Source organism: Microbacterium sp. USHLN272, from assembly GCF_037149655.1.
GTDB classification, from domain to species: Bacteria; Actinomycetota; Actinomycetes; order Actinomycetales; family Microbacteriaceae; genus Microbacterium; species Microbacterium galbinum.
Genome location: NZ_JBBCRA010000001.1, coordinates 1,722,076 through 1,738,978 on the forward strand (window position 1 = coordinate 1,722,076; position 16,903 = coordinate 1,738,978).

At 71.1% G+C, this 16,903-nt stretch carries 17 protein-coding genes; 10 read left to right on the forward strand and 7 right to left on the reverse strand.

Features of this window, described 5'->3' with window-relative positions; genetic code table 11:
* Window positions 1-22: 22 nt before the first annotated feature.
* Both WFJ97_RS08270 and WFJ97_RS08275 read left to right on the forward strand, forming a co-directional pair.
* Window positions 23-1,684: a glycoside hydrolase family 13 protein gene (locus tag WFJ97_RS08270; RefSeq protein WP_336641115.1), complete on the forward strand. Its 1,662-nt coding sequence runs from the start codon at window positions 23-25 to the stop codon at window positions 1,682-1,684.
* A gap of 94 nt (window positions 1,685-1,778) precedes the next feature.
* On the forward strand, window positions 1,779-2,777 hold the full coding sequence (locus WFJ97_RS08275; protein ID WP_336641116.1) for a LacI family DNA-binding transcriptional regulator: 999 nt from the start codon (window positions 1,779-1,781) through the stop codon (window positions 2,775-2,777).
* A gap of 204 nt (window positions 2,778-2,981) precedes the next feature.
* Here WFJ97_RS08275 and WFJ97_RS08280 read toward each other — a convergent pair whose 3' ends face one another.
* Window positions 2,982-3,497: a flavin reductase family protein gene (locus WFJ97_RS08280; RefSeq protein ID WP_336641117.1), complete on the reverse strand. Its 516-nt coding sequence runs from the start codon at window positions 3,495-3,497 to the stop codon at window positions 2,982-2,984.
* Window positions 3,494-3,820, reverse strand: coding sequence for a ferredoxin (gene fdxA / locus WFJ97_RS08285; protein WP_247623660.1), 327 nt, complete (start codon window positions 3,818-3,820; stop codon window positions 3,494-3,496). The genes WFJ97_RS08280 and fdxA overlap by 4 nt, the downstream gene beginning before the upstream one ends.
* 108 nt (window positions 3,821-3,928) lie before the next feature.
* On the opposite strand from fdxA, the gene soxR reads away from it, so the two are divergent.
* The 6 genes from soxR (at window position 3,929) to WFJ97_RS08315 (ending at window position 9,251) form a co-directional block, all read left to right on the forward strand.
* Complete coding sequence (gene soxR / locus WFJ97_RS08290; protein ID WP_247634004.1) at window positions 3,929-4,405, forward strand: redox-sensitive transcriptional activator SoxR; 477 nt, start codon at window positions 3,929-3,931, stop codon at window positions 4,403-4,405.
* Between the two features lie 146 nt (window positions 4,406-4,551).
* Window positions 4,552-4,905, forward strand: coding sequence for a carboxymuconolactone decarboxylase family protein (locus tag WFJ97_RS08295; RefSeq protein WP_247623661.1), 354 nt, complete (start codon window positions 4,552-4,554; stop codon window positions 4,903-4,905).
* A gap of 10 nt (window positions 4,906-4,915) precedes the next feature.
* Window positions 4,916-5,980: a nucleoside hydrolase gene (locus WFJ97_RS08300; RefSeq protein ID WP_336641118.1), complete on the forward strand. Its 1,065-nt coding sequence runs from the start codon at window positions 4,916-4,918 to the stop codon at window positions 5,978-5,980.
* A gap of 3 nt (window positions 5,981-5,983) precedes the next feature.
* Window positions 5,984-7,288 carry an acyl-CoA dehydrogenase family protein gene (locus WFJ97_RS08305; protein ID WP_336641119.1) on the forward strand — a complete coding sequence of 435 codons (1,305 nt, stop codon included), beginning with the start codon at window positions 5,984-5,986 and terminating at the stop codon, window positions 7,286-7,288.
* Window positions 7,285-8,550: an LLM class flavin-dependent oxidoreductase gene (locus tag WFJ97_RS08310; RefSeq protein ID WP_336641120.1), complete on the forward strand. Its 1,266-nt coding sequence runs from the start codon at window positions 7,285-7,287 to the stop codon at window positions 8,548-8,550. The genes WFJ97_RS08305 and WFJ97_RS08310 overlap by 4 nt, the downstream gene beginning before the upstream one ends.
* The gene (locus tag WFJ97_RS08315; protein ID WP_336641121.1) at window positions 8,550-9,251 is read left to right on the forward strand and encodes a hypothetical protein; all 702 of its coding nucleotides are present in this window, start codon (window positions 8,550-8,552) and stop codon (window positions 9,249-9,251) included. The genes WFJ97_RS08310 and WFJ97_RS08315 overlap by 1 nt, the downstream gene beginning before the upstream one ends.
* A gap of 134 nt (window positions 9,252-9,385) precedes the next feature.
* On the opposite strand, the gene WFJ97_RS08320 is transcribed toward WFJ97_RS08315, so the two are convergent.
* Window positions 9,386-9,751 carry a hypothetical protein gene (locus tag WFJ97_RS08320; protein ID WP_336641122.1) on the reverse strand — a complete coding sequence of 122 codons (366 nt, stop codon included), beginning with the start codon at window positions 9,749-9,751 and terminating at the stop codon, window positions 9,386-9,388.
* Window positions 9,752-9,923: 172 nt separating this feature from the next.
* On the opposite strand from WFJ97_RS08320, the gene WFJ97_RS08325 reads away from it, so the two are divergent.
* On the forward strand, window positions 9,924-10,115 hold the full coding sequence (locus tag WFJ97_RS08325; RefSeq protein WP_336641123.1) for a hypothetical protein: 192 nt from the start codon (window positions 9,924-9,926) through the stop codon (window positions 10,113-10,115).
* 138 nt (window positions 10,116-10,253) lie between these two features.
* On the opposite strand, the gene WFJ97_RS08330 is transcribed toward WFJ97_RS08325, so the two are convergent.
* Window positions 10,254-11,507, reverse strand: coding sequence for an LLM class flavin-dependent oxidoreductase (locus tag WFJ97_RS08330; protein WP_336641124.1), 1,254 nt, complete (start codon window positions 11,505-11,507; stop codon window positions 10,254-10,256).
* Window positions 11,504-13,567, reverse strand: coding sequence for a hypothetical protein (locus WFJ97_RS08335; protein WP_336641125.1), 2,064 nt, complete (start codon window positions 13,565-13,567; stop codon window positions 11,504-11,506). The genes WFJ97_RS08330 and WFJ97_RS08335 overlap by 4 nt, the downstream gene beginning before the upstream one ends.
* A 119-nt stretch (window positions 13,568-13,686) precedes the next feature.
* Between WFJ97_RS08335 and WFJ97_RS08340 the strand changes: the two genes are divergently transcribed.
* Window positions 13,687-14,094: a hypothetical protein gene (locus WFJ97_RS08340; protein ID WP_336641126.1), complete on the forward strand. Its 408-nt coding sequence runs from the start codon at window positions 13,687-13,689 to the stop codon at window positions 14,092-14,094.
* Between the two features lie 131 nt (window positions 14,095-14,225).
* Here WFJ97_RS08340 and WFJ97_RS08345 read toward each other — a convergent pair whose 3' ends face one another.
* Together WFJ97_RS08345 and WFJ97_RS08350 are read right to left on the reverse strand one after the other, a co-directional pair.
* Entirely contained in the window at window positions 14,226-15,434 is a 1,209-nt protein-coding gene (locus tag WFJ97_RS08345) for an acyl-CoA dehydrogenase family protein (protein ID WP_336641127.1), read from the reverse strand.
* On the reverse strand, window positions 15,431-16,813 hold the full coding sequence (locus WFJ97_RS08350; RefSeq protein ID WP_336641128.1) for an O-acetylhomoserine aminocarboxypropyltransferase/cysteine synthase family protein: 1,383 nt from the start codon (window positions 16,811-16,813) through the stop codon (window positions 15,431-15,433). The genes WFJ97_RS08345 and WFJ97_RS08350 overlap by 4 nt, the downstream gene beginning before the upstream one ends.
* Window positions 16,814-16,903 lie beyond the last annotated feature (90 nt).

Sequence of the window (16,903 nt, forward strand, 5' to 3'; positions counted from 1 at the left end):
GCGCTTGCATTAGGCTCGGGGGATGCCTGAAATCGAACAGTTCGCCGCGCCCGGATCCGAGTGGTGGCGCAGCGCCGTCATCTACCAGATCTACCCCCGCTCCTTCGCCGACGCCTCGGGCGACGGCATCGGCGACCTCCCCGGCATCACCAGCCGCCTGGACTCGTTGAAGGACCTCGGCGTCGATGCGATCTGGCTGAGCCCCTTCATGACCAGCCCGCAGCGCGACGCCGGCTACGACGTCGCCGACTACCGCGACGTCGACCCGCTCTTCGGCACCCTGGCCGACTTCGACACCATGCTCGAGACGGCCCATGCCCGCGGCATCCGCGTGATCGTCGACCTCGTGCCCAACCACTCCTCCGACCAGCACGTGTGGTTCCAGGAGGCGCTGAAGGCGGCGCCCGGGAGCCGCGAGCGCGCCCGCTACATCTTCCGCGACGGAAAGGGTGAGAACGGCGAACTGCCCCCGAACAACTGGGAGTCGGTGTTCGGCGGCGGCATGTGGCAGCGCGTGACCGAGGCCGATGGTACCCCCGGCCAGTGGTACCTGCACATCTTCGACGCCACCCAGCCCGACTTCGACTGGACCAACGAAGAGGTGCGCGAGGAGTTCCGTTCGATCCTGCGCTTCTGGCTCGACCGCGGCGTCGACGGGTTCCGCGTCGACGTGGCGCACGGCATGATCAAGGCCGACGGCCTGCCCGACTACACCCCTCCGTCGGATGCCGACTCGATGGGCGGCGGTGAGGCGAACGTGCCGTACTGGGGTCAGGACGGCGTGCACGACATCTACCGCGACTGGCACGAACTGCTCGCCGAGTACGACGGTGACCGCGCCCTCTGCGGCGAGGCCTGGCTGCCGACGCTGAAGAAGACCTCGCTGTGGGTGCGCCCCGACGAGATGCACCAGACCTTCAACTTCCCGTACCTGATGACCGCGTGGGACGCGAAGGCACTCGGCGACGTCATCCGCGAATCGCTCGACGACTTCGGAGCGGTCGGCGCCCCCAGCACCTGGGTGCTCTCGAACCACGACGTGGTGCGCCACGCCACCCGCCTCGCCCTCACGGTCGACAACCCGCAGGGCGAGGGCATCGGCCCCCACACCCCGAACAAGCCCGACGCCGTGATCGGCCTCGCCCGCGCCCGCGCGGCGACGACCCTCATGCTCGCGCTGCCCGGATCGTCGTACCTCTACCAGGGCGAGGAACTGGGCCTGCCGGAGGCCATGGAGATCCCCGACGAGTACCGCCAGGACCCGACCTGGTTCCGCACGAAGCACGAGCGCTACGGACGCGACGGATGCCGCGTGCCGCTGCCCTGGGAGGCGGATGCCCCGGCGTTCGGCTTCAACGACACCGGACTCTCGTGGCTGCCGCAGCCCGACGAATGGGCGACGTACGCGCGCGACGTCGAGCTGGCCGACCCGAACTCCACCCTCTCGCTCTACACCGAACTGCTGGCGCTGCGCCGTGCGCACGGCTTCGGCTCGGGCTCGCTGGTCTGGGAGGACCTCGGTGCGGATGCCGTCGCCTTCCGCCGCGGTGACGTGCACGTGGTCGCGAACCTCGGCACCGCACCGATCGCGTTGCCCGGCGACGCGACGTTCCTCGTGAAGAGCCAGCCCTTCGCGGGCTCGGAGCTCCCCGTCGACACGACCGTCTGGTTCACGCGGGGCTGATGCCCTCGGCGATCGGACCGGGGTCGCGCTCGCGGGCGGCCCCGGCATCCGATCTTCTCTTCTTCGATTCGAACGATCCTCGAAAGGCGGCGCGATGGCGAGCATCGACGACGTGGCACGACTGGCCGGCGTCTCGACGGCGACCGTCTCGCGCGCCCTGAGCGGGCGCGGCAAGGTCTCGGACGAGACGCGCGCACGGGTTCTGGGTGCCGCCGACAGCCTCGGCTACGTGGTGTCGTCGCGTGCATCGAGCCTCGCCTCCGGGCGCACCCGCACGGTCGGCGTGATCGTTCCCTACCTCGACCGCTGGTTCTTCAGCACCGTACTGTCGGGGGTGTCGTCGGCGCTCATGCGCGCCGGCTTCGACATCACCCTCTACAACATCACCCCCGACCGCGAGACGCGTCGCCACGTGTTCGACACCTTCCTGCGGCGCCAGGGCGTGGATGCCGTGATCGCCGTGTCGATCCGCCTCGACGACGACGAGACGCGTCGGCTGCTCGAGCTGGGGATGCCGATCATCGCGATCGGCGGACCGCATCCGACCCTCGAGACCCTCACGGTCGACGAGCTCGGCATCGCCCGCCTCGCCACCGAGCACCTGATCGGGCTGGGCCACCGAGACATCGCGTACATCGGGGCGACCGCCGAGTTCGACGAGGAGTTCCACGTGCCGACCAATCGTCGCCGCGGGTTCGAGGAGGCTCTGGCCGACGCGGGCATCCCGGTCGACCCGTCGCTCGTGGTGGCCGCCGACTTCACGATCGCGGGCGGCCTGCGCGCCGCTCATCAGTTGCTCGGCGGGGGCGGTCCACGGCCGACCGCGGTGTTCGCGGCATCCGATGAGATGGCGATCGGGGCGATCCTCGCGGCGCGGGAGCACGGCATCCGCGTTCCGGAGGAGCTCTCGGTGATCGGCATCGACGGGCATGAGCTCGGCGAGATCTTCGGGCTCACCACGGTCGATCAGTTCCCGCTGCAGCAGGGCGAGCGCGCGGCCGCCGCGGTGCTCGCGCAGCTGGGCGAAGGCGAGGTCCCGCCCGCCGATCTGCCGTTCGTGCTCACGGACCGGGGTTCGACCGCCGCGGTGTGAGCGGATCGGGGTTCACAACTCCGGAGAGAACGGGCGTTCCGGCGTAGTTTTCGGCCAGAACCGGGGTTCGGGGGCCGGTTCTGAGGACTTATGCGCCGCCGGCGGCGTACCTCACTCAGGAAGAACGGGCGCGATCGTCCGATTCAGTGGCCGAAACTGCCGTTCGAAGGGCGATGTTCCTGAGTTGGGTACGCGCGGGGCCGGTCAGGGCTGGTGCGGGAGGCTGCGGAACTTGCGGTCGACGTAGACGAGGGGGCGGCCCTGCGGGCCGGCGAACACCTCGAGCACCTCGGCGATCACCACGCTCGACGTACCGACGGGCACGGTCTGCAGCGCGCGGCAGCGCAGGGCGAAGCGGGCTGCGGGCAGGTACGGCTCGCCCGTCGGCAGGGTGCTCCACTGCTGCTCGGGCGTGAAGCGCTCCGACCCGCTCACGGCGAAGCTCTGCGCCAATTCGGAGTGATCGTGATCGATCAGGTGCACGACGAAGGTCGGGGCCGAGAGGAGCCCGCCCGCGCTTCCGGTCGCCCGGGTGACCGAGAACACGATCGCGGCCGGGTCGACGGCGACGGATGCCACGCTCGACGCCGTGAGTCCGACGGGCCCCTCGGGGGTCGCCGCGGTGATGATCGCGACGCCGGCGGGGTGGGTGCGGAACGCCGCCTTGAGCCCTTCGCCGACGGCACTGGGGACGGGGATGCCGGATTCTGAGGTGCTCACTCGGCGCCCTCCTGCGGGGGAAGTGCGGCGATGAGCGGGTGGTCGTGCGCGATCATGCCGACCTTGGCCGCACCCCCGGGCGAGCCCACCTCGTCGAAGAACTCGACGTTCGCCTTGTAGTAGTCGGTCCACTCGTCGGGCAGGTCGTCCTCGTAGAAGATCGCCTCGACGGGGCACACCGGCTCGCACGCCCCGCAGTCGACGCACTCATCGGGGTGGATGTAGAGCGAGCGTTCACCCTCGTAGATGCAGTCGACGGGACACTCGTCGATGCACGCGCGGTCCTTGACATCGACGCACGGCAGGGCGATCACATAGGTCATCGGGTCTTCCTTCGGGTCAGCGTTCCACGCTAAAACCTCAAGTACACTTTAGGTCAAATCCGCGGGCCAGGATCCGCGGGCATGAGCCACAGTATTCCGGAGGCAGGGATGACCTCGCACGCCGATGCCGCGCACACCGCCGAGGACGCCCTCTCGATCGGCGAGATGACGCGACGCACGGGGGTCGCGGCATCCGCTCTGCACTTCTACGAGTCGATCGGCCTCATCGCCTCGTTCCGCACGCCCGGCAACCAGCGCCGGTACCCGCGGCACATGATCCGGCGGGTGTCGCTCATCGCGGTGGCGAAGCGCCTCGGCATCCCGCTCGCCGACGTGCAGACGGCGTTCGCCGACGTGCCGCTCACCGAGACCCCGAGCCACGACGACTGGCAGCGCGCCTCGCGCCGCTGGAAGCGCGCGCTCGAGAAGCGTCGAGAGGGCATCGAACGCCTCGAACGCGAACTGACCGGATGCATCGGCTGCGGATGCCTGTCGATGAAGGCGTGCGGTCTACTGAACCCCGACGACGCACTCGGCAGTCTCGGGGCGGGCCCCCGCCGACTCAGCGACGAGGACGAGGTCTGACCGCTCGCTCCGGATGACCTCGTGTTGCACTCCGAGGTGCGGGGCGGATGCCGCAGGTCTTAGCGTCGCGGTAGACCCTCCTTCCTCGGTGGCGCCGTCGCGCCCGGCGGCGGGAGCACCCGACGCACACCAGCAGAGAGCAGAGCATGAGCGCCTACTTCGACAGCGAAGCCGACAAGACCTACACGAAGGTCTACAAGGAACACACCCCCGACATCCTCGCGGCGTTCGCGGCCTTCGACAGCGCCGTGTTCGCTCCCGACGAGTCGCGGGCGATCCCGCTGAAGTACCGCGAGCTGATCGCGCTGGCCGTGGGCATCACCACGCAGTGCGTGTACTGCATCGACGCGCACTCGCAGAAGGCCGTCGCGGCCGGTGCCGACGAGGCCGAACTGGCCGAGGCCGCCTGGGTCGCGACCGCCATCCGCGCCGGTGGTGGCTTCGCGCACGGACGCCTGGCGTTCAAGCTCGCCGAGCCCGCGCACCAGCACCAGCACTGAGAGCAGGATCATGCCCGACTTCGCCCCCGAGAAGCAGTGGATCGTCGTCGACACCGACACCGGCATCGACGACGCCCACTCCCTGCTCTACCTGCTCGCCCAGCCCGACGTCGAGATCGTCGGTATCACGACGATCTACGGGAACTGCGCGGTCGAGGACTCGGCCCGCAACGTCGCGTACGTGCTCGACGTGGCGGACGCCCCGCGCATCCCGATCTACCTGGGCGCGAGCGGTCCCCTCGACGGCGACCCGTCGATCGCCTGGTTCGTGCACGGACACGACGGCCTCGGCGACCGCGGCTTCGAGCGCCCCGAGCCCACGCTCGAGGCGGAGTCCGCGGCCGACTACCTCGTGCGCATCGCCAACGAGCACCCGGGTCAGATCGACCTGCACCCGCTCGGACCGCTCACGAACATCGCGCTGGCGCTCGAGAAGGACCCGGAGCTGTTCCTGAAGTTCCGCTCGGTCGTCATCATGGGCGGCGCGGGCCCGTACCCGGCGCCCGGAACCCCGACCGTGACCGATGCGAACACGAACAACGACCGCGCGGCGGCCGAGGCCGTGTTCGGCGCCGTGAACAGCGGCAACGTGATCATGGTGGGCGTCAACGTGACCTCGCAGGCGCTGCTCGAGGAGGACGTCACGGCGCTGCTGCTCGGCTCCGATCTGCCCGCGGCGCACTTCGCGGGCACGATCCTCGATGCGTACAACGACTTCTACCAGTACAAGTGGGGGCGCCGGATCTCGGCCGCCCACGACGGACTGTCGTCGGTGATCCTGCATCGCCCCGAGATCGTGACGGGCTGGATCGAGGGCCCGGTCGACTTCACCCCGGCCGCGGGTTCGCTCGCGACCCGGGTCGCTCTCACGAGCGACGGCCTGCCGCTGGTGTGGGGCACGCCCGAGGGCGCCTCGACGCGGGCGGTGACCTCGTTCGATCTGACCGAGTTCCGCCGCCGCTTCGTGCACGCGCTCGCCTACGGCCGCACGCGTCCGGCGCTCGACCCGGCCGGTCGCACGGCACCCGCGGGCTGGCCGAACTCCGGCCCGTCGGGCGCGGGCGGGACGGACTGACGGATGCCGGAGGATCTGCTCGCGTTCACCTCGGTCGCAGACGTCGGGGTCGCCCTGGCGAACGTCGCCGAGATCGATGAGGTCATCGGCCGCATCGCGGCCGAGTCGCCGGCGCGCGACCACGACCGCGACCCCGAGCGGGGACTCCGCGCCGACGTGCGCGAGCTCGCCCGCCTCGGCCTGACGGCGGCGAGACTGCCCGTCGCCGCCGGGGGCGCGGGGCTCACGTACCCGCAGCTCGTCGACCTGCAGATCCTCCTGGCCCGTGCCGACGCGAACGTCACGCAGAGCCTGCGCACGCACTTCACCACCAGCGACCGCGCCGCCCGCGCCATCGCGCGCGGTGAGACGGATGCCGCGACCGCCGAGATCGCGGCCGGCCTGCTCTTCGCAGGCGCGACCACCGAGGGCGCCGGAGAGATCGGCACGGTGGGCACGACGCTGCGCACGGATGCCGACGGCATCCTGCGTCTGAACGGACGCAAGGCCTATGCGACCGGCACGGGCTACGCCGACCGGATCTCGGTGCTCGCTTCCGACGAGGACGGCCGCCACCTGGTCGCGATCGTGGCTGCGGATGCCGAGGGCGTCGTGCTGCACGACGACTGGGACGGCGTGGGCCAGCGGCTCACCACGTCGGGCACGGTCGAGTTCACCGACGTGATCGTCGACCCGGAGCGCGTGCGCGTGGGCGAGGGCTCGCGCACCGACCGGCTCGGCAACCTCGACGCCGTACTGCAGCTCACGCATCTCGCGACGCTGGCCGGGATCGCGCTGCGCACCCGCGACGACGCGATCGCCTGGCTGCGCTCGCGCACCCGCAACTTCAGCCACGCCTCGACCGCCGTGCCCGCCGACGACCCGCAGCTCCAGGAGCGCATCGGCACTCTCGACGGTCTCGCGCAGGCCGTGGTGGCGTCGGTGCGCACGGCGGCCGTGCTGCTCGGAGCCGACCTGGATCGCCCCCTCGCCGAGCAGACCGGTGACGGGCACCTCGCCGTCACGCGCGCGCAGATCACGGTGCCGGCGCTCGTGCAGCAGGCCGCGCAGAGCGTCTTCGACCTGGGCGGCGGATCGCTCGTCGACGGCCGCCTCGCCCTCGATCGGCACTGGCGCAACGCCCGCACGCTCAGCAACCACAACCCCGTGCACCTCAAGGCCCGGGCGCTCGGCGAACGCGCGCTGGTCGGCAGCGACCTCCCCGAGATCTGGTACGTCGGCACGGGTCGGCTCGGGGCATCCGCTCCGGCATCCCCCACCGCATCCACGAAAGCACCCGCGACCGTTGAGAAGGAGCCCGCCCGATGACCCGCCCCCTCGTGATCGGCGCGAACGTCTACGACTACGGCACGGATGCCGGTGCTTGGCGCGCGCCGGGTGAGGACCCGTTGCGGGTGTTCGGCGCCGACTTCTGGCGCGACGCCGCCCGCACGGCCGAGGACGCCGGCATCCACGCGATCTTCCTCGCCGACACCCCGGGACTCGCATCGAACCCGGCGATCCGTCCGAGTCGGCTCCTCGAACCCCTCGCGGCACTGGCCACGGTCGCCGCCGAGACCGAGCACCTCGGCATCATCTCGACCGTCTCGTCGAGCACGAACGACCCGGTCGAACTCGCCCGCCGTCTGCTCAGCATCAGCGCGTTCAGCGGCTCACGGTTCGGGTGGAACGTCGTCACGGGGGTCACCGGTCCCGCCGTCACCGACTTCGGCTACACCTCCGACCCCGGACGCGAGGAGCGCTACGCCCGCGCCGAGGAGTTCGTCGATGCCTACACCGCGTTCCTCGCCGCCGTGCAGGGCGACACCGACTACGTGCACGAGGGCGAGTACTTCGGCGACAGCATCCGTCGTGCCGATCTGGGCGTCGATCCCGCGATTCGGGCCCTGTTGCCCGACGTCGCACCCCTCGTGGTGCAGGCCGGCGGCTCGCCGCGCGGGCGTCAGCTCGCCGCCGCGAGCGCTGAAGCCGTGTTCGCGGCCGAGACCGTGAAGGAGACGGCGGCCGAGAACCGCCTCGACCTGCGCCGCCGGTCGGCGGAGCTCGGGCGGCCCGCGCCGCTCGTACTGCCCGGCATCCACCTCGTCGTCGGTTCGACCGAGGAGGAGGCCGAGCGCCGCTTCCAGACGATCCACGAGCTCAGCCCCGACGGCTACGTGCTCAAGCGATTCACCGCGATGTTCGGCATCGACGGCTCGCGGCTCGACCTCGACGCCCCGGCCGAGGGCGAGATCCAGCGCCTGTCGGGCGACCCCTCGGCCGCACCCATCGGGTTCCGCAAGGCGATCGCCGCCTACGGCGCGGCCGGCAACCTCACCGTGCGCGAGCTGCTGCCGTACTTCGCAGGGTTCGGGCACCAGCTCTTCGTGGGCTCGCCCGAACGGCTCGTCGACATCATGACCGACTGGGTGGATGCCGGGGCCGCCGACGGCTTCAACCTGCTGTTCGACACCAACCCGTGGGGCCTGCGCGAGTTCGCCGAGCACGTGACGCCCGTGCTGCGCACGCGCGGGCTGCTCGCCTCGCACGGCGATCAGCCGTTCACCCGCTGGATGAGAGAGGCCCGCTGATGACCCGTCTGCTGCGCGTCGACGACGCCACCCTCGCCTCTTTCGCCGTGCGCTCGGGCTCCGGACGGGCGGCGCGCGCCGCGCTCGGTGCCGAACTGGATGCCGCGGCCGACGTGCTGCTGCTCGGCGACCTCTCCGGCCCCGGGCCCGACCGCACCGCCGCCGCGGGGGCGCTGCTCGCGATCACGCAGCGGGTCGTCGTGGTGCCGATCATCGGTGAGCGGCAGCATCCGATCAACCTGGGCCGGAACATCTCGACCCTGTCGAACCTGCACGGGCGGAGGATCGGACTCGCCGGGACGTCGGCACCGGTGCTGGCGCTGATCTCGCGGCTGTTCGAATCGTGGCCGCTCGATGCGATGGTCGGTGATTCCGAGGCCGGCGTGTACGTCGATGATTCGCGCATCGTGCGGATCTCGGATCTCGCGTTCCCGTCGATCGGCGGGCCGCTGACGGTGCCGGTGGATGTCGCGGACAAGCCCGTGACGGTGCTGTTGTCGTCGTCGGCCCAGGTGGGGCCGGGGGTCGATGTGGTGCTCGACGCGGCCGCGCTGCCGGTGTGGGGAACGGTGCCGGTGATCGGTGACGAGGGCGATGAGGACATCGTCGGGGCACGTACGGCCTTCGGCCTCGGTGCGTCTGCGGCGATCGCGGTCGGCGCTCCGGCCTTCGCCGGGTCGGGTCGGCTCGACCAGGTCTGAGGTTTCGGGGCGGGACGCTTCGACAGGCTCAGCGACCCAGTTGTGGGCTCAGCGAACCAGTTCCTTCACACGCCTGGGTCCCTGAGGGCGCTGGGTCCCTGAGCTTGTCGAAGGGCCCCACCCCACAGCACCCGTCAGGAGAACTCGATCTCGCCCACCGGGGCAAACTCCTCGAACACGTCGTCCGTCCCGCTGTACTGCTCGAGGTACGTCGGCAATCCGTTGTCGACGAAGAGGATGAGGCCCTCGGTCACCCGCCACCCGTCGAGGACGACGCGCGGGCCCTCGCTCGTGTACTCGCCGGAGGCATCTCCGAGGTCGATCGAGGGGCAGCGACCGCATGCGCATCTCCCCCACACGCGCAGGTCGTCGACCTTCTCGAGCAGCGCCGCGCGCTCGCTCGCCTCGAAAGAGCCGTGGGAGGGTTTCGCGTGCGTGATCATCGCGACCAGCACCTCGCGCTCGCGGGTGGTGAGTTCGCGGCCATTCGGGGTATCCATCGACGCCGAGACTAGCGCGCCACGCGCGACGCGCCTCTCGCACCGCGTGGGGCGGAGTTCTCCGTGATGGGCGGAGGGATCGGGGGAAGATCTCCGCCCGACGGCGAGATCTCCGCCCGCACCGTTCGGGTGCGGAGTGCGACTCCTCTCTGCTCGCCGATACGCTCGGAGCATGACGCGTTTCGGCAGGTACCGCGGGATCCGGGTGGAGATCGTGCCGGCGCCGCGTGGCGACGTGTCGCTCTTCACCGACGAGCCGCGAGCCACCGAAGAGGGATTCGTGCCGTACGGGTTCGAGCGACCCGGAATCCAGCAGTGGGTCAAGAACGTCGCCCCCGATGATCCGGAGCTTCGGCGGGACTGACCGCGTGAGCCTTCGACGGGCTCAGCGGCCCCGTTCCGTCACCGACCGGAGGAGATCACACCTTCCGCAGGATCAGCACAGCGGATGCCTCCTGCACAGCACGAGATCTCCTCCCGCCGCGCGGCACTAACCGCCCGCCTAGGGCCGGCGGAAGCGCTCCAGCACCCCGCCCTGGCCGTACTCGCGGCGGAAGATCCCGCGGCGCTGCAGCTCGGGCACGACCTGGTCGACGAAGTCCTCCAAGCCGGACGGGAACAGGTCGAGCATGATGTTGAAGCCGTCGGCCGACCCCGCCCGGAACCACTCCTCCATCGTGTCGGCGATCTGCTCGGGCGTTCCCGCGAGGAACCGCTGCCCGTACCCGCCGAAGTCGCGCAGCAGGCGGCGGATCGTCGGCTGCTCCGACCGGATCCGCTCGATGAGCACCCGGCGGTACGCCGCCGACCATCCGGCATCCTGCGCCTCGGCATCCGCCAGCACCTTCTCGGGCACCTGCGCGTCGAGGTCGAGCCCCGAGAAATCGGCACCGAGCGCCTTCGACAGCTCGTTGAGGCTGTAGGTCGCGGGGGCGAGGTGCTCCCAGTGGTCGAAGCGGTCCCAGGCCTCCTGCTCGGTGCTGCCGATCACGACCGCGAGCCCCGGGAAGACCCGCACGTCGTCGGCCGAGCGACCGGCCTCGACGGCGTAGGAGCGGATCTTCTGACGGTGCTCCGCCGCGGATGCCGGGTCGTGGTCGACCGAGTACACCCCGTCGGCGACGAGCCCCGCAAGACGCCAGCCCGGCTCAGACCCGCCGGCCTGCACGATGGCCGGCCGCTCGGGCACGAGGGCGTCCATCTCGAGCCCGGCATGCACCGAGAACGAGCCGTCGTGATCCACCACGTCCGACGTGCCCGCGGTCTCCCACAGGCGCTTGATGACGGTCACGAACTCCTCGGCGCGGGCGTACCGCACGGCGCGCTCGGGCACCTCGGTGATGCCGAAGTTGCGCACGGCCTCGACGTCCCAGCTGGTGACGGCGTTCCACGCGAAGCGGCCCTGCGTCGCGGTGTGCAGCGCCCACAGGCGGCGCGCGAGTTCGACCGGCTCGTTGAGGGTGGTGGATGCCGTCGCCACGAAGCCCAGATGCTCGGTGGCCGCGGCCATCGCCGGCACGAGAACGCCCGGATCGAGGTACTGCACCGGACGGCTGCGCGGGTCGGTGATCGCCGGGCGGTCGGCGAGGAAGATCGCGTCGACGAGACCGCGCTCGGCGATGCGGGCCACGTTCTGCCAGTGCGCGAGGTCGACGATCGCGTCGGGTCGGATGTCGGGGGCGCGCCAGGCGGCGGGTCGCTGCCCGACGCCGAGCACGTTGATGTTGACCGTGAGCAGGCGGTTCTCGTCGCTCATGATGCCTCCGTCTCGCTGCCGCGCTCGAAGCGGGCGGATGCTCCGGGGAGCTCGTACAGGGCGGGCGCGGGCAACCTCAGCCGGGCGCGCAGGGTCTGGGGAGCGGCATCCGACGCTGCATCCGCCCCGGCATCCGCGATCTGCGGCAGCGCACCGGCGATCGCGAGCAGTCCGTCGATGTCATCCACCGCATGACCGGTCGCGAGCGGGTGGCCCGCGGCATCCGCGTAGGGCAGCACCCAGGCGTCGTCGCGCACGAGCAGGTCGACGTAGCGGTGCACGTCGTCGAACCGGCGCGACGACACGAACACCGGCAGGTGCTGCGGGCTGCTCGGCACGTTGAGCGGGCCCGCCGTCGGGAAGGCGCCGTCGGCGTTGATGCGACGGATGCTCTCGGTCTGCGCGAAGTGGCGGGCACCGGCATCCGCGGCGATGCTCTCCCGCGGCCAGGTGCGCAGCAGCTGCTGCACCACGCGGATGCGGTCGCGCTGCTCCTCGGTCTCGGTGTCGCCGTCGTCGAGCACCCAAGCGGTCCGTCCGCCCGACAGTTGCTCGAGCGAGGCGATGCGCCGGGCGAGGTTGTACGGGTGGCCGGTGAGCGACAGATCGCCGGTGCCGACGGCGAACCACGCCGTGGGGAGGCGGTGCAGCAGGGTCGCGATCGCGACGGCTGCGTCGAAGTGCGCGCCCGGGCGCTCGTCGAACTGGAAGAGCACGGGCTCGCGACCGCCGAACGCCGCGGCCACCGCATCGAGCGAGCGCGGGTCGGCGGCGAGGCGGGCGGCGAGCGCGGCATCGAGCCGCACGACGGTCAGAGGACGGATGCCGTCGGCGATCGACTGCGCGACGGCGGCCTCGCGCTCGGCGGGATCGGCGATGCGGTCGATCGCGTAGATCTCGCGGTCGGCGATCGCACGCAGGCGGTGCAGCACGGGGTTGTGCGTCGACAGGGTCTGGGCGTTGCGCCAGAACCGGTCGAGGCGCAGGGAGCTGCGCAGGTTCTGCGCCTCGGCGACGGCTTCTGAACCATCGGCGAGCAGCGCGGGCAACGTCATGAGCTTGTCGGTGGCCTCGATGACCTGCGGCACGATCGTGGCCTGCGCCTGGAAGACCGCGTTGACCGCGTCGTCGGCGAGGGTCTCGGCATCCGCATCTCCGGCGATGATCGCCCGGTGCGCGATCTCGCTCAGCCGACCGATCTCGCCGAGCGAGGCGCGGGCCGAGGCGACGAGCGCGCTGATGCGGCCGTAGCCCTCGAGCACGAGGATCGGCGATCCGCCGTGCGCGCGGTCGATCTGGTCGATGAGATCGGATGCCGCGGCGCGAGCACCCTCGCCGATGCCCACGAGCACCGCGAGCAGGATCATCTGCTGCCAGCCCGGGGTGCCGAGGTGCTGCGTCTGCCACGGGGCGACGTCGTCGGGATCGACCGGAGCTCCGTCGAGCACGGTCGTTCCGCTGGCGGTGGCGCGCTGGCCGAAGCCGGTCCAGTCGTCGAGGAGCGTGACGCCCTCGGCATCCACCGGCAGCGCCGCGATCACGAGGTCGCCGGCATCGTCGACCGCGCTGTACTCGAGCCAGTCGGCGTAACGGCTGCCCGTGGAGTAGAACTTGCGGCCGGTGAGACGCGGGACGCCGGTCTCGGTCGAGAGGCGGGTGGTGAAGACGCTCGGGCCGGAGCCGTCGGCCTCGGTCCAGCCGCCGCCGATGATCGAACCCGCAGCGACGCGGGAGATCCAGCGGTCGCGCAGCGGGCCGGCGGGCGACTTCACGTGACGCTCGGTCGCGAGCACGTGGGTGCGCCAGGCCTGGGCGAGGTTGGAATCGGCCGCCGCGATCGCGAGCAGGGCGTCGAGCAGGTCGAGCACATCGCCGCCCAGACCACCCTCGGCCACGGGCACGCGGATGCGGCCGAAGCCGGCGGCGGCGAGACGGGTGAAGAAGCTCTGCGGGAGCTCGGGGGCATCGGCGATGCTCGCCTGGCGGATCTCGTCGAGGAGCGCCGGGATTCCGGGGGTTCTCCGCGCCCAATCCAGGGAGCCGAACGGACGGGAGGTCATGGCTTCAGCGTATCCAGCACCGGGGAGCGGGGGCGTCCCTGTTAACGCGCATGACGTTCGCGACGGATGCCGTTCGATACAGTCGGAGCATCCCGCCGCCTTCTTCTCCGAGGAGCACCATGCCCGCCTCCGCTCTGCCGTCCGACCGCGCCACCGGGCTGGTGCGCGACCTCGCCGACCTGATCGCCGAGGTCACCGAGACGGGCGCCGCGCAGACCGCCGCGCGCACCCGCCGTCAGCAGCACGGCAACACCGAGCGCGCCGCCGACGACCCCCAGTTCCTACGGGTTCTCGCCGATTCCGCCGCCCGCTCGGCCGTGGCTTCGGCCGCCGCGGAGTCGGTGCTGCGTCGCGCCGAGGAGGGCACGGCATCCGTCGCCGATGTCGAACTCGTGGCCGCGGGTCTCGTGCCCCTCGCCGGCGATGCCGTTCGGGCGCTGTTCGAGACGCTCGGCGCCTCGGCCACCCTGTCGGAGCACGGCCTCCACCACTTCTGGACCCGCCTGCACGACCTTGAGGCCCGGTAGGTCACGGCGGGGGTCGCTGAGCCTGTCGAATCATCTCGCGGTGGGGCCCTTCGACAAGCTCAGGGACCCAGTCATGGAAACTGGGTCCCTGAGCCTGTCGAAGCGCCCCACCCCGAGGAACCTCGGCGACCTCAGGTGTAGAGGGACAGGGGCTGACGGATGCCGAGGAGGAAGTCGGCGCCGACCTCGAGCTTCTTGTAGTCGATGGGATCGTGCAGCGAGTGCGTGCGGATGTTGCGCCAATGCGCATCGAGGCCGATCTTCGAGGCGGTGGAGCTCGACCCGGTGGCCTCGAACACCCGGTGGGCGACATCGGTCGCCGTCTCGCTCGAGACGACCTTGAGCTGCGCGACGCGGATCGCGATGTCGCCGCGGGCCTGCTCGTCGACCTCGGCCCCGCGCGCGACGACCGCGTCGTACTCCTCATTCACGCGATCGGCGAGCGCCTCGACCGCGGCGACCTGCGCGACGAGCTCGCCGTAGAGGCGCTGCACGAAGGGGTCGTCGCGGTACCGCTCGGCGCCGCTGAGGAACCACGCGTTCGGCCGCGCGTTGGTGAGTTCGCGCGCCTGGTCGAGCGCGCCCTGCGCGATGCCGAGGTACAGGTTGCCGAGCAGCAGTTGCACGGCGGGCGTGAGCAGCGCCTGGAACCACTCGTCGGTGCCGAAGCCGAGCAGGTGCTCGCGGCCGACCGGAGCATCCGCGAACCGCACCGAGTTGCTGGCCGACAGGCGCTGACCGAGGAAGTCCCAGTCATCCTGCACCTCGACACCCGGATGCCCAGCCGGCAGCACGAGGAAGGCGAAGCGCCCCTCATCCGGACCCGAATCGACCACCGCGTTGACGAGGATCACATCGCCCACCGACGACCCCGTCGAGAAGCGCTTGACCCCCGCCAGCCGGAACCCGTCGCCGTCGGGGGTGAGCGACAGCGTCGGATCGACCGGGTTGACCGAGTCTCCCCAGAGCCACGTGCCCTCGATCGACCGGCGGTACCAGTCGTCGCGCTCGTCCGCACTCGCGACCAGGGCGATCGTGGCCGAGTTGGCGTAGTGGTAGCCCAGCAACTGCGCGATGCCGGCATCCACCCGGGCGATCTCGCGCACCGCGAGGAATGCCGACGACCAGTGGCCTCCCCCGCCGCCCAGCGATGCCGGGTCGAGCAGGGTCGTGAGTCCCGAGCGCTGCAGCAGCGCCGACTCGGCGCGCGGCACGGCGCCGGCGCGTTCGCGGGCGAGCACGTCGACCGCGAGCTCCGCGGCCACGGCCTGCGCGACGGAGCGCCAGTGCGCGTTCTCCTCGCGGGTCGTGACCCCGGTCCACTGGCTGCGGGCGGTCACGGTGCGACCTCTGCGGCATCCGGATCGCCGGAAAGGTGCGCGCTCACCGCGGCGAGCGCGGAATCGAGGTCGGCGATCAGATCGGCGACCGTCTCGATGCCGACCGACAGCCGCACGAGCCCCTCGTCGATGCCGAGCTGGGCCCGCAGTTCGGGCGTGAACGAGAGGTGGGTGGTGGTCGCCGGGTGCAGCACCATCGAGCGCACGTCGCCGATGTTGGTCATGCGGCTGAACACCCGCAGGCTGTCGATGAAGATCTCGGCGCCTGCCCGCCCGCCGCGCACGGTGACGGCGAACACCGATCCGCTGCGGCCGTCGAGGGTGCGCTGGGCGATCTCGTGCTGCGGATGCCCCGGGAGGCCGGCGTAGTCGACGTACTCGACCGCAGGGTGCTGGGCGAGGAACTCGGCGATCGCGCGGGAGTTCGACACGTGCCGCTCCATGCGCAGCGACAGGGTCTCGATGCCCTGCTGCAGCAGGAACGCGTGGAACGGCGAGAGCGCCGGACCGAGGTCGTTCACGATGCCGCCGCGCACGAAGTACTCGTAGGCGCGGGGGCCGTAGGTCTCGAGGGCGCTCGGCACGCCGGGCGCCGGCGAGTCGGTGATGCCGGGGTAGTCGCGCGGGCTGCCGGCCCAGTCGAAGGTGCCGCCGTCGACGACGATGCCCGAGATCGCGGCACCGTGGCCGGTGAGGAACTTGGTGCCCGAGTGCACGACGATGTGCGCGCCCAGTTCGATCGGGCGCACGAGGTAGGGCGTGCCGATCGTGTTGTCGACGATGAGCGGGATGCCGTGGCGCTCGGCGATGCGGGCGACCGCCGCGATGTCGACCACGTCGTTCTTGGGGTTCGGGATCGTCTCGGTGAAGATCGCCTTGGTGTCGGGGCCAATCGCAGCTTCCCACTCGGCCTCGTCGGTCGGGTCCTGCACGTAGTCGACGCCGACGCCGAATCGGGCGAACGAGCGACCGAAGAGGATGCGCGTGCCGCTGTAGATGCTCGCGGTCGAGACGAACCGGTCGCCGTTGCCGACGATCGACAGGATCGCGGCGCTGATCGCCGCCTGCCCGGACGACACCACGATGGCGCCGACGCCGCCCTCGAGTGCGGCGATGCGGCGCTCGGCGACCTCGTTCGTGGGGTTGAGGTTGCGCGAGTAGATCTGCCCGTCCTCACCTCCGAAGCGGCGCGTGCTCTCGTCGAACGAGTCGAAGCGGAACGCCGCGCTCAGGTAGATCGGCGCGATGCGCGACCCGTGGGCGGGTTCGTCGAACTCCCCCGCGTGGATCTGGCGGGTGTCGAAGCCGAAGCCTGTCCAGTCGTACACCGGTTCGAGCACTTCGTGCGGGACGGATTCGGGACGGATGCCTTCGCTCATTGCCCCGACGCTAGACAACGCGCGCCCGCGGCGCTCGCCCGCGCGTCATGAGAGGTCACAGACCGGCGGCGCGTGACGGCGAACGGATAG

Excerpts from the sequence above, each read along its gene's own strand:
- WFJ97_RS08270 (WP_336641115.1), top strand. The coding sequence starts at position 23 with ATGCCTGAAATCGAACAGTTCGCCGCGCCCGGATCCGAGTGGTGGCGC.
- WFJ97_RS08275 (WP_336641116.1), top strand. The coding sequence starts at position 1,779 with ATGGCGAGCATCGACGACGTGGCACGACTGGCCGGCGTCTCGACGGCG.
- fdxA (WP_247623660.1), bottom strand. The coding sequence starts at position 3,820 with ATGACCTATGTGATCGCCCTGCCGTGCGTCGATGTCAAGGACCGCGCG.
- soxR (WP_247634004.1), top strand. The coding sequence starts at position 3,929 with ATGACCTCGCACGCCGATGCCGCGCACACCGCCGAGGACGCCCTCTCG.
- WFJ97_RS08295 (WP_247623661.1), top strand. The coding sequence starts at position 4,552 with ATGAGCGCCTACTTCGACAGCGAAGCCGACAAGACCTACACGAAGGTC.
- WFJ97_RS08300 (WP_336641118.1), top strand. The coding sequence starts at position 4,916 with ATGCCCGACTTCGCCCCCGAGAAGCAGTGGATCGTCGTCGACACCGAC.
- WFJ97_RS08305 (WP_336641119.1), top strand. The coding sequence starts at position 5,984 with ATGCCGGAGGATCTGCTCGCGTTCACCTCGGTCGCAGACGTCGGGGTC.
- WFJ97_RS08310 (WP_336641120.1), top strand. The coding sequence starts at position 7,285 with ATGACCCGCCCCCTCGTGATCGGCGCGAACGTCTACGACTACGGCACG.
- WFJ97_RS08315 (WP_336641121.1), top strand. The coding sequence starts at position 8,550 with ATGACCCGTCTGCTGCGCGTCGACGACGCCACCCTCGCCTCTTTCGCC.
- WFJ97_RS08320 (WP_336641122.1), bottom strand. The coding sequence starts at position 9,751 with ATGGATACCCCGAATGGCCGCGAACTCACCACCCGCGAGCGCGAGGTG.
- WFJ97_RS08325 (WP_336641123.1), top strand. The coding sequence starts at position 9,924 with ATGACGCGTTTCGGCAGGTACCGCGGGATCCGGGTGGAGATCGTGCCG.
- WFJ97_RS08330 (WP_336641124.1), bottom strand. The coding sequence starts at position 11,507 with ATGAGCGACGAGAACCGCCTGCTCACGGTCAACATCAACGTGCTCGGC.
- WFJ97_RS08335 (WP_336641125.1), bottom strand. The coding sequence starts at position 13,567 with ATGACCTCCCGTCCGTTCGGCTCCCTGGATTGGGCGCGGAGAACCCCC.
- WFJ97_RS08340 (WP_336641126.1), top strand. The coding sequence starts at position 13,687 with ATGCCCGCCTCCGCTCTGCCGTCCGACCGCGCCACCGGGCTGGTGCGC.
- WFJ97_RS08350 (WP_336641128.1), bottom strand. The coding sequence starts at position 16,813 with ATGAGCGAAGGCATCCGTCCCGAATCCGTCCCGCACGAAGTGCTCGAA.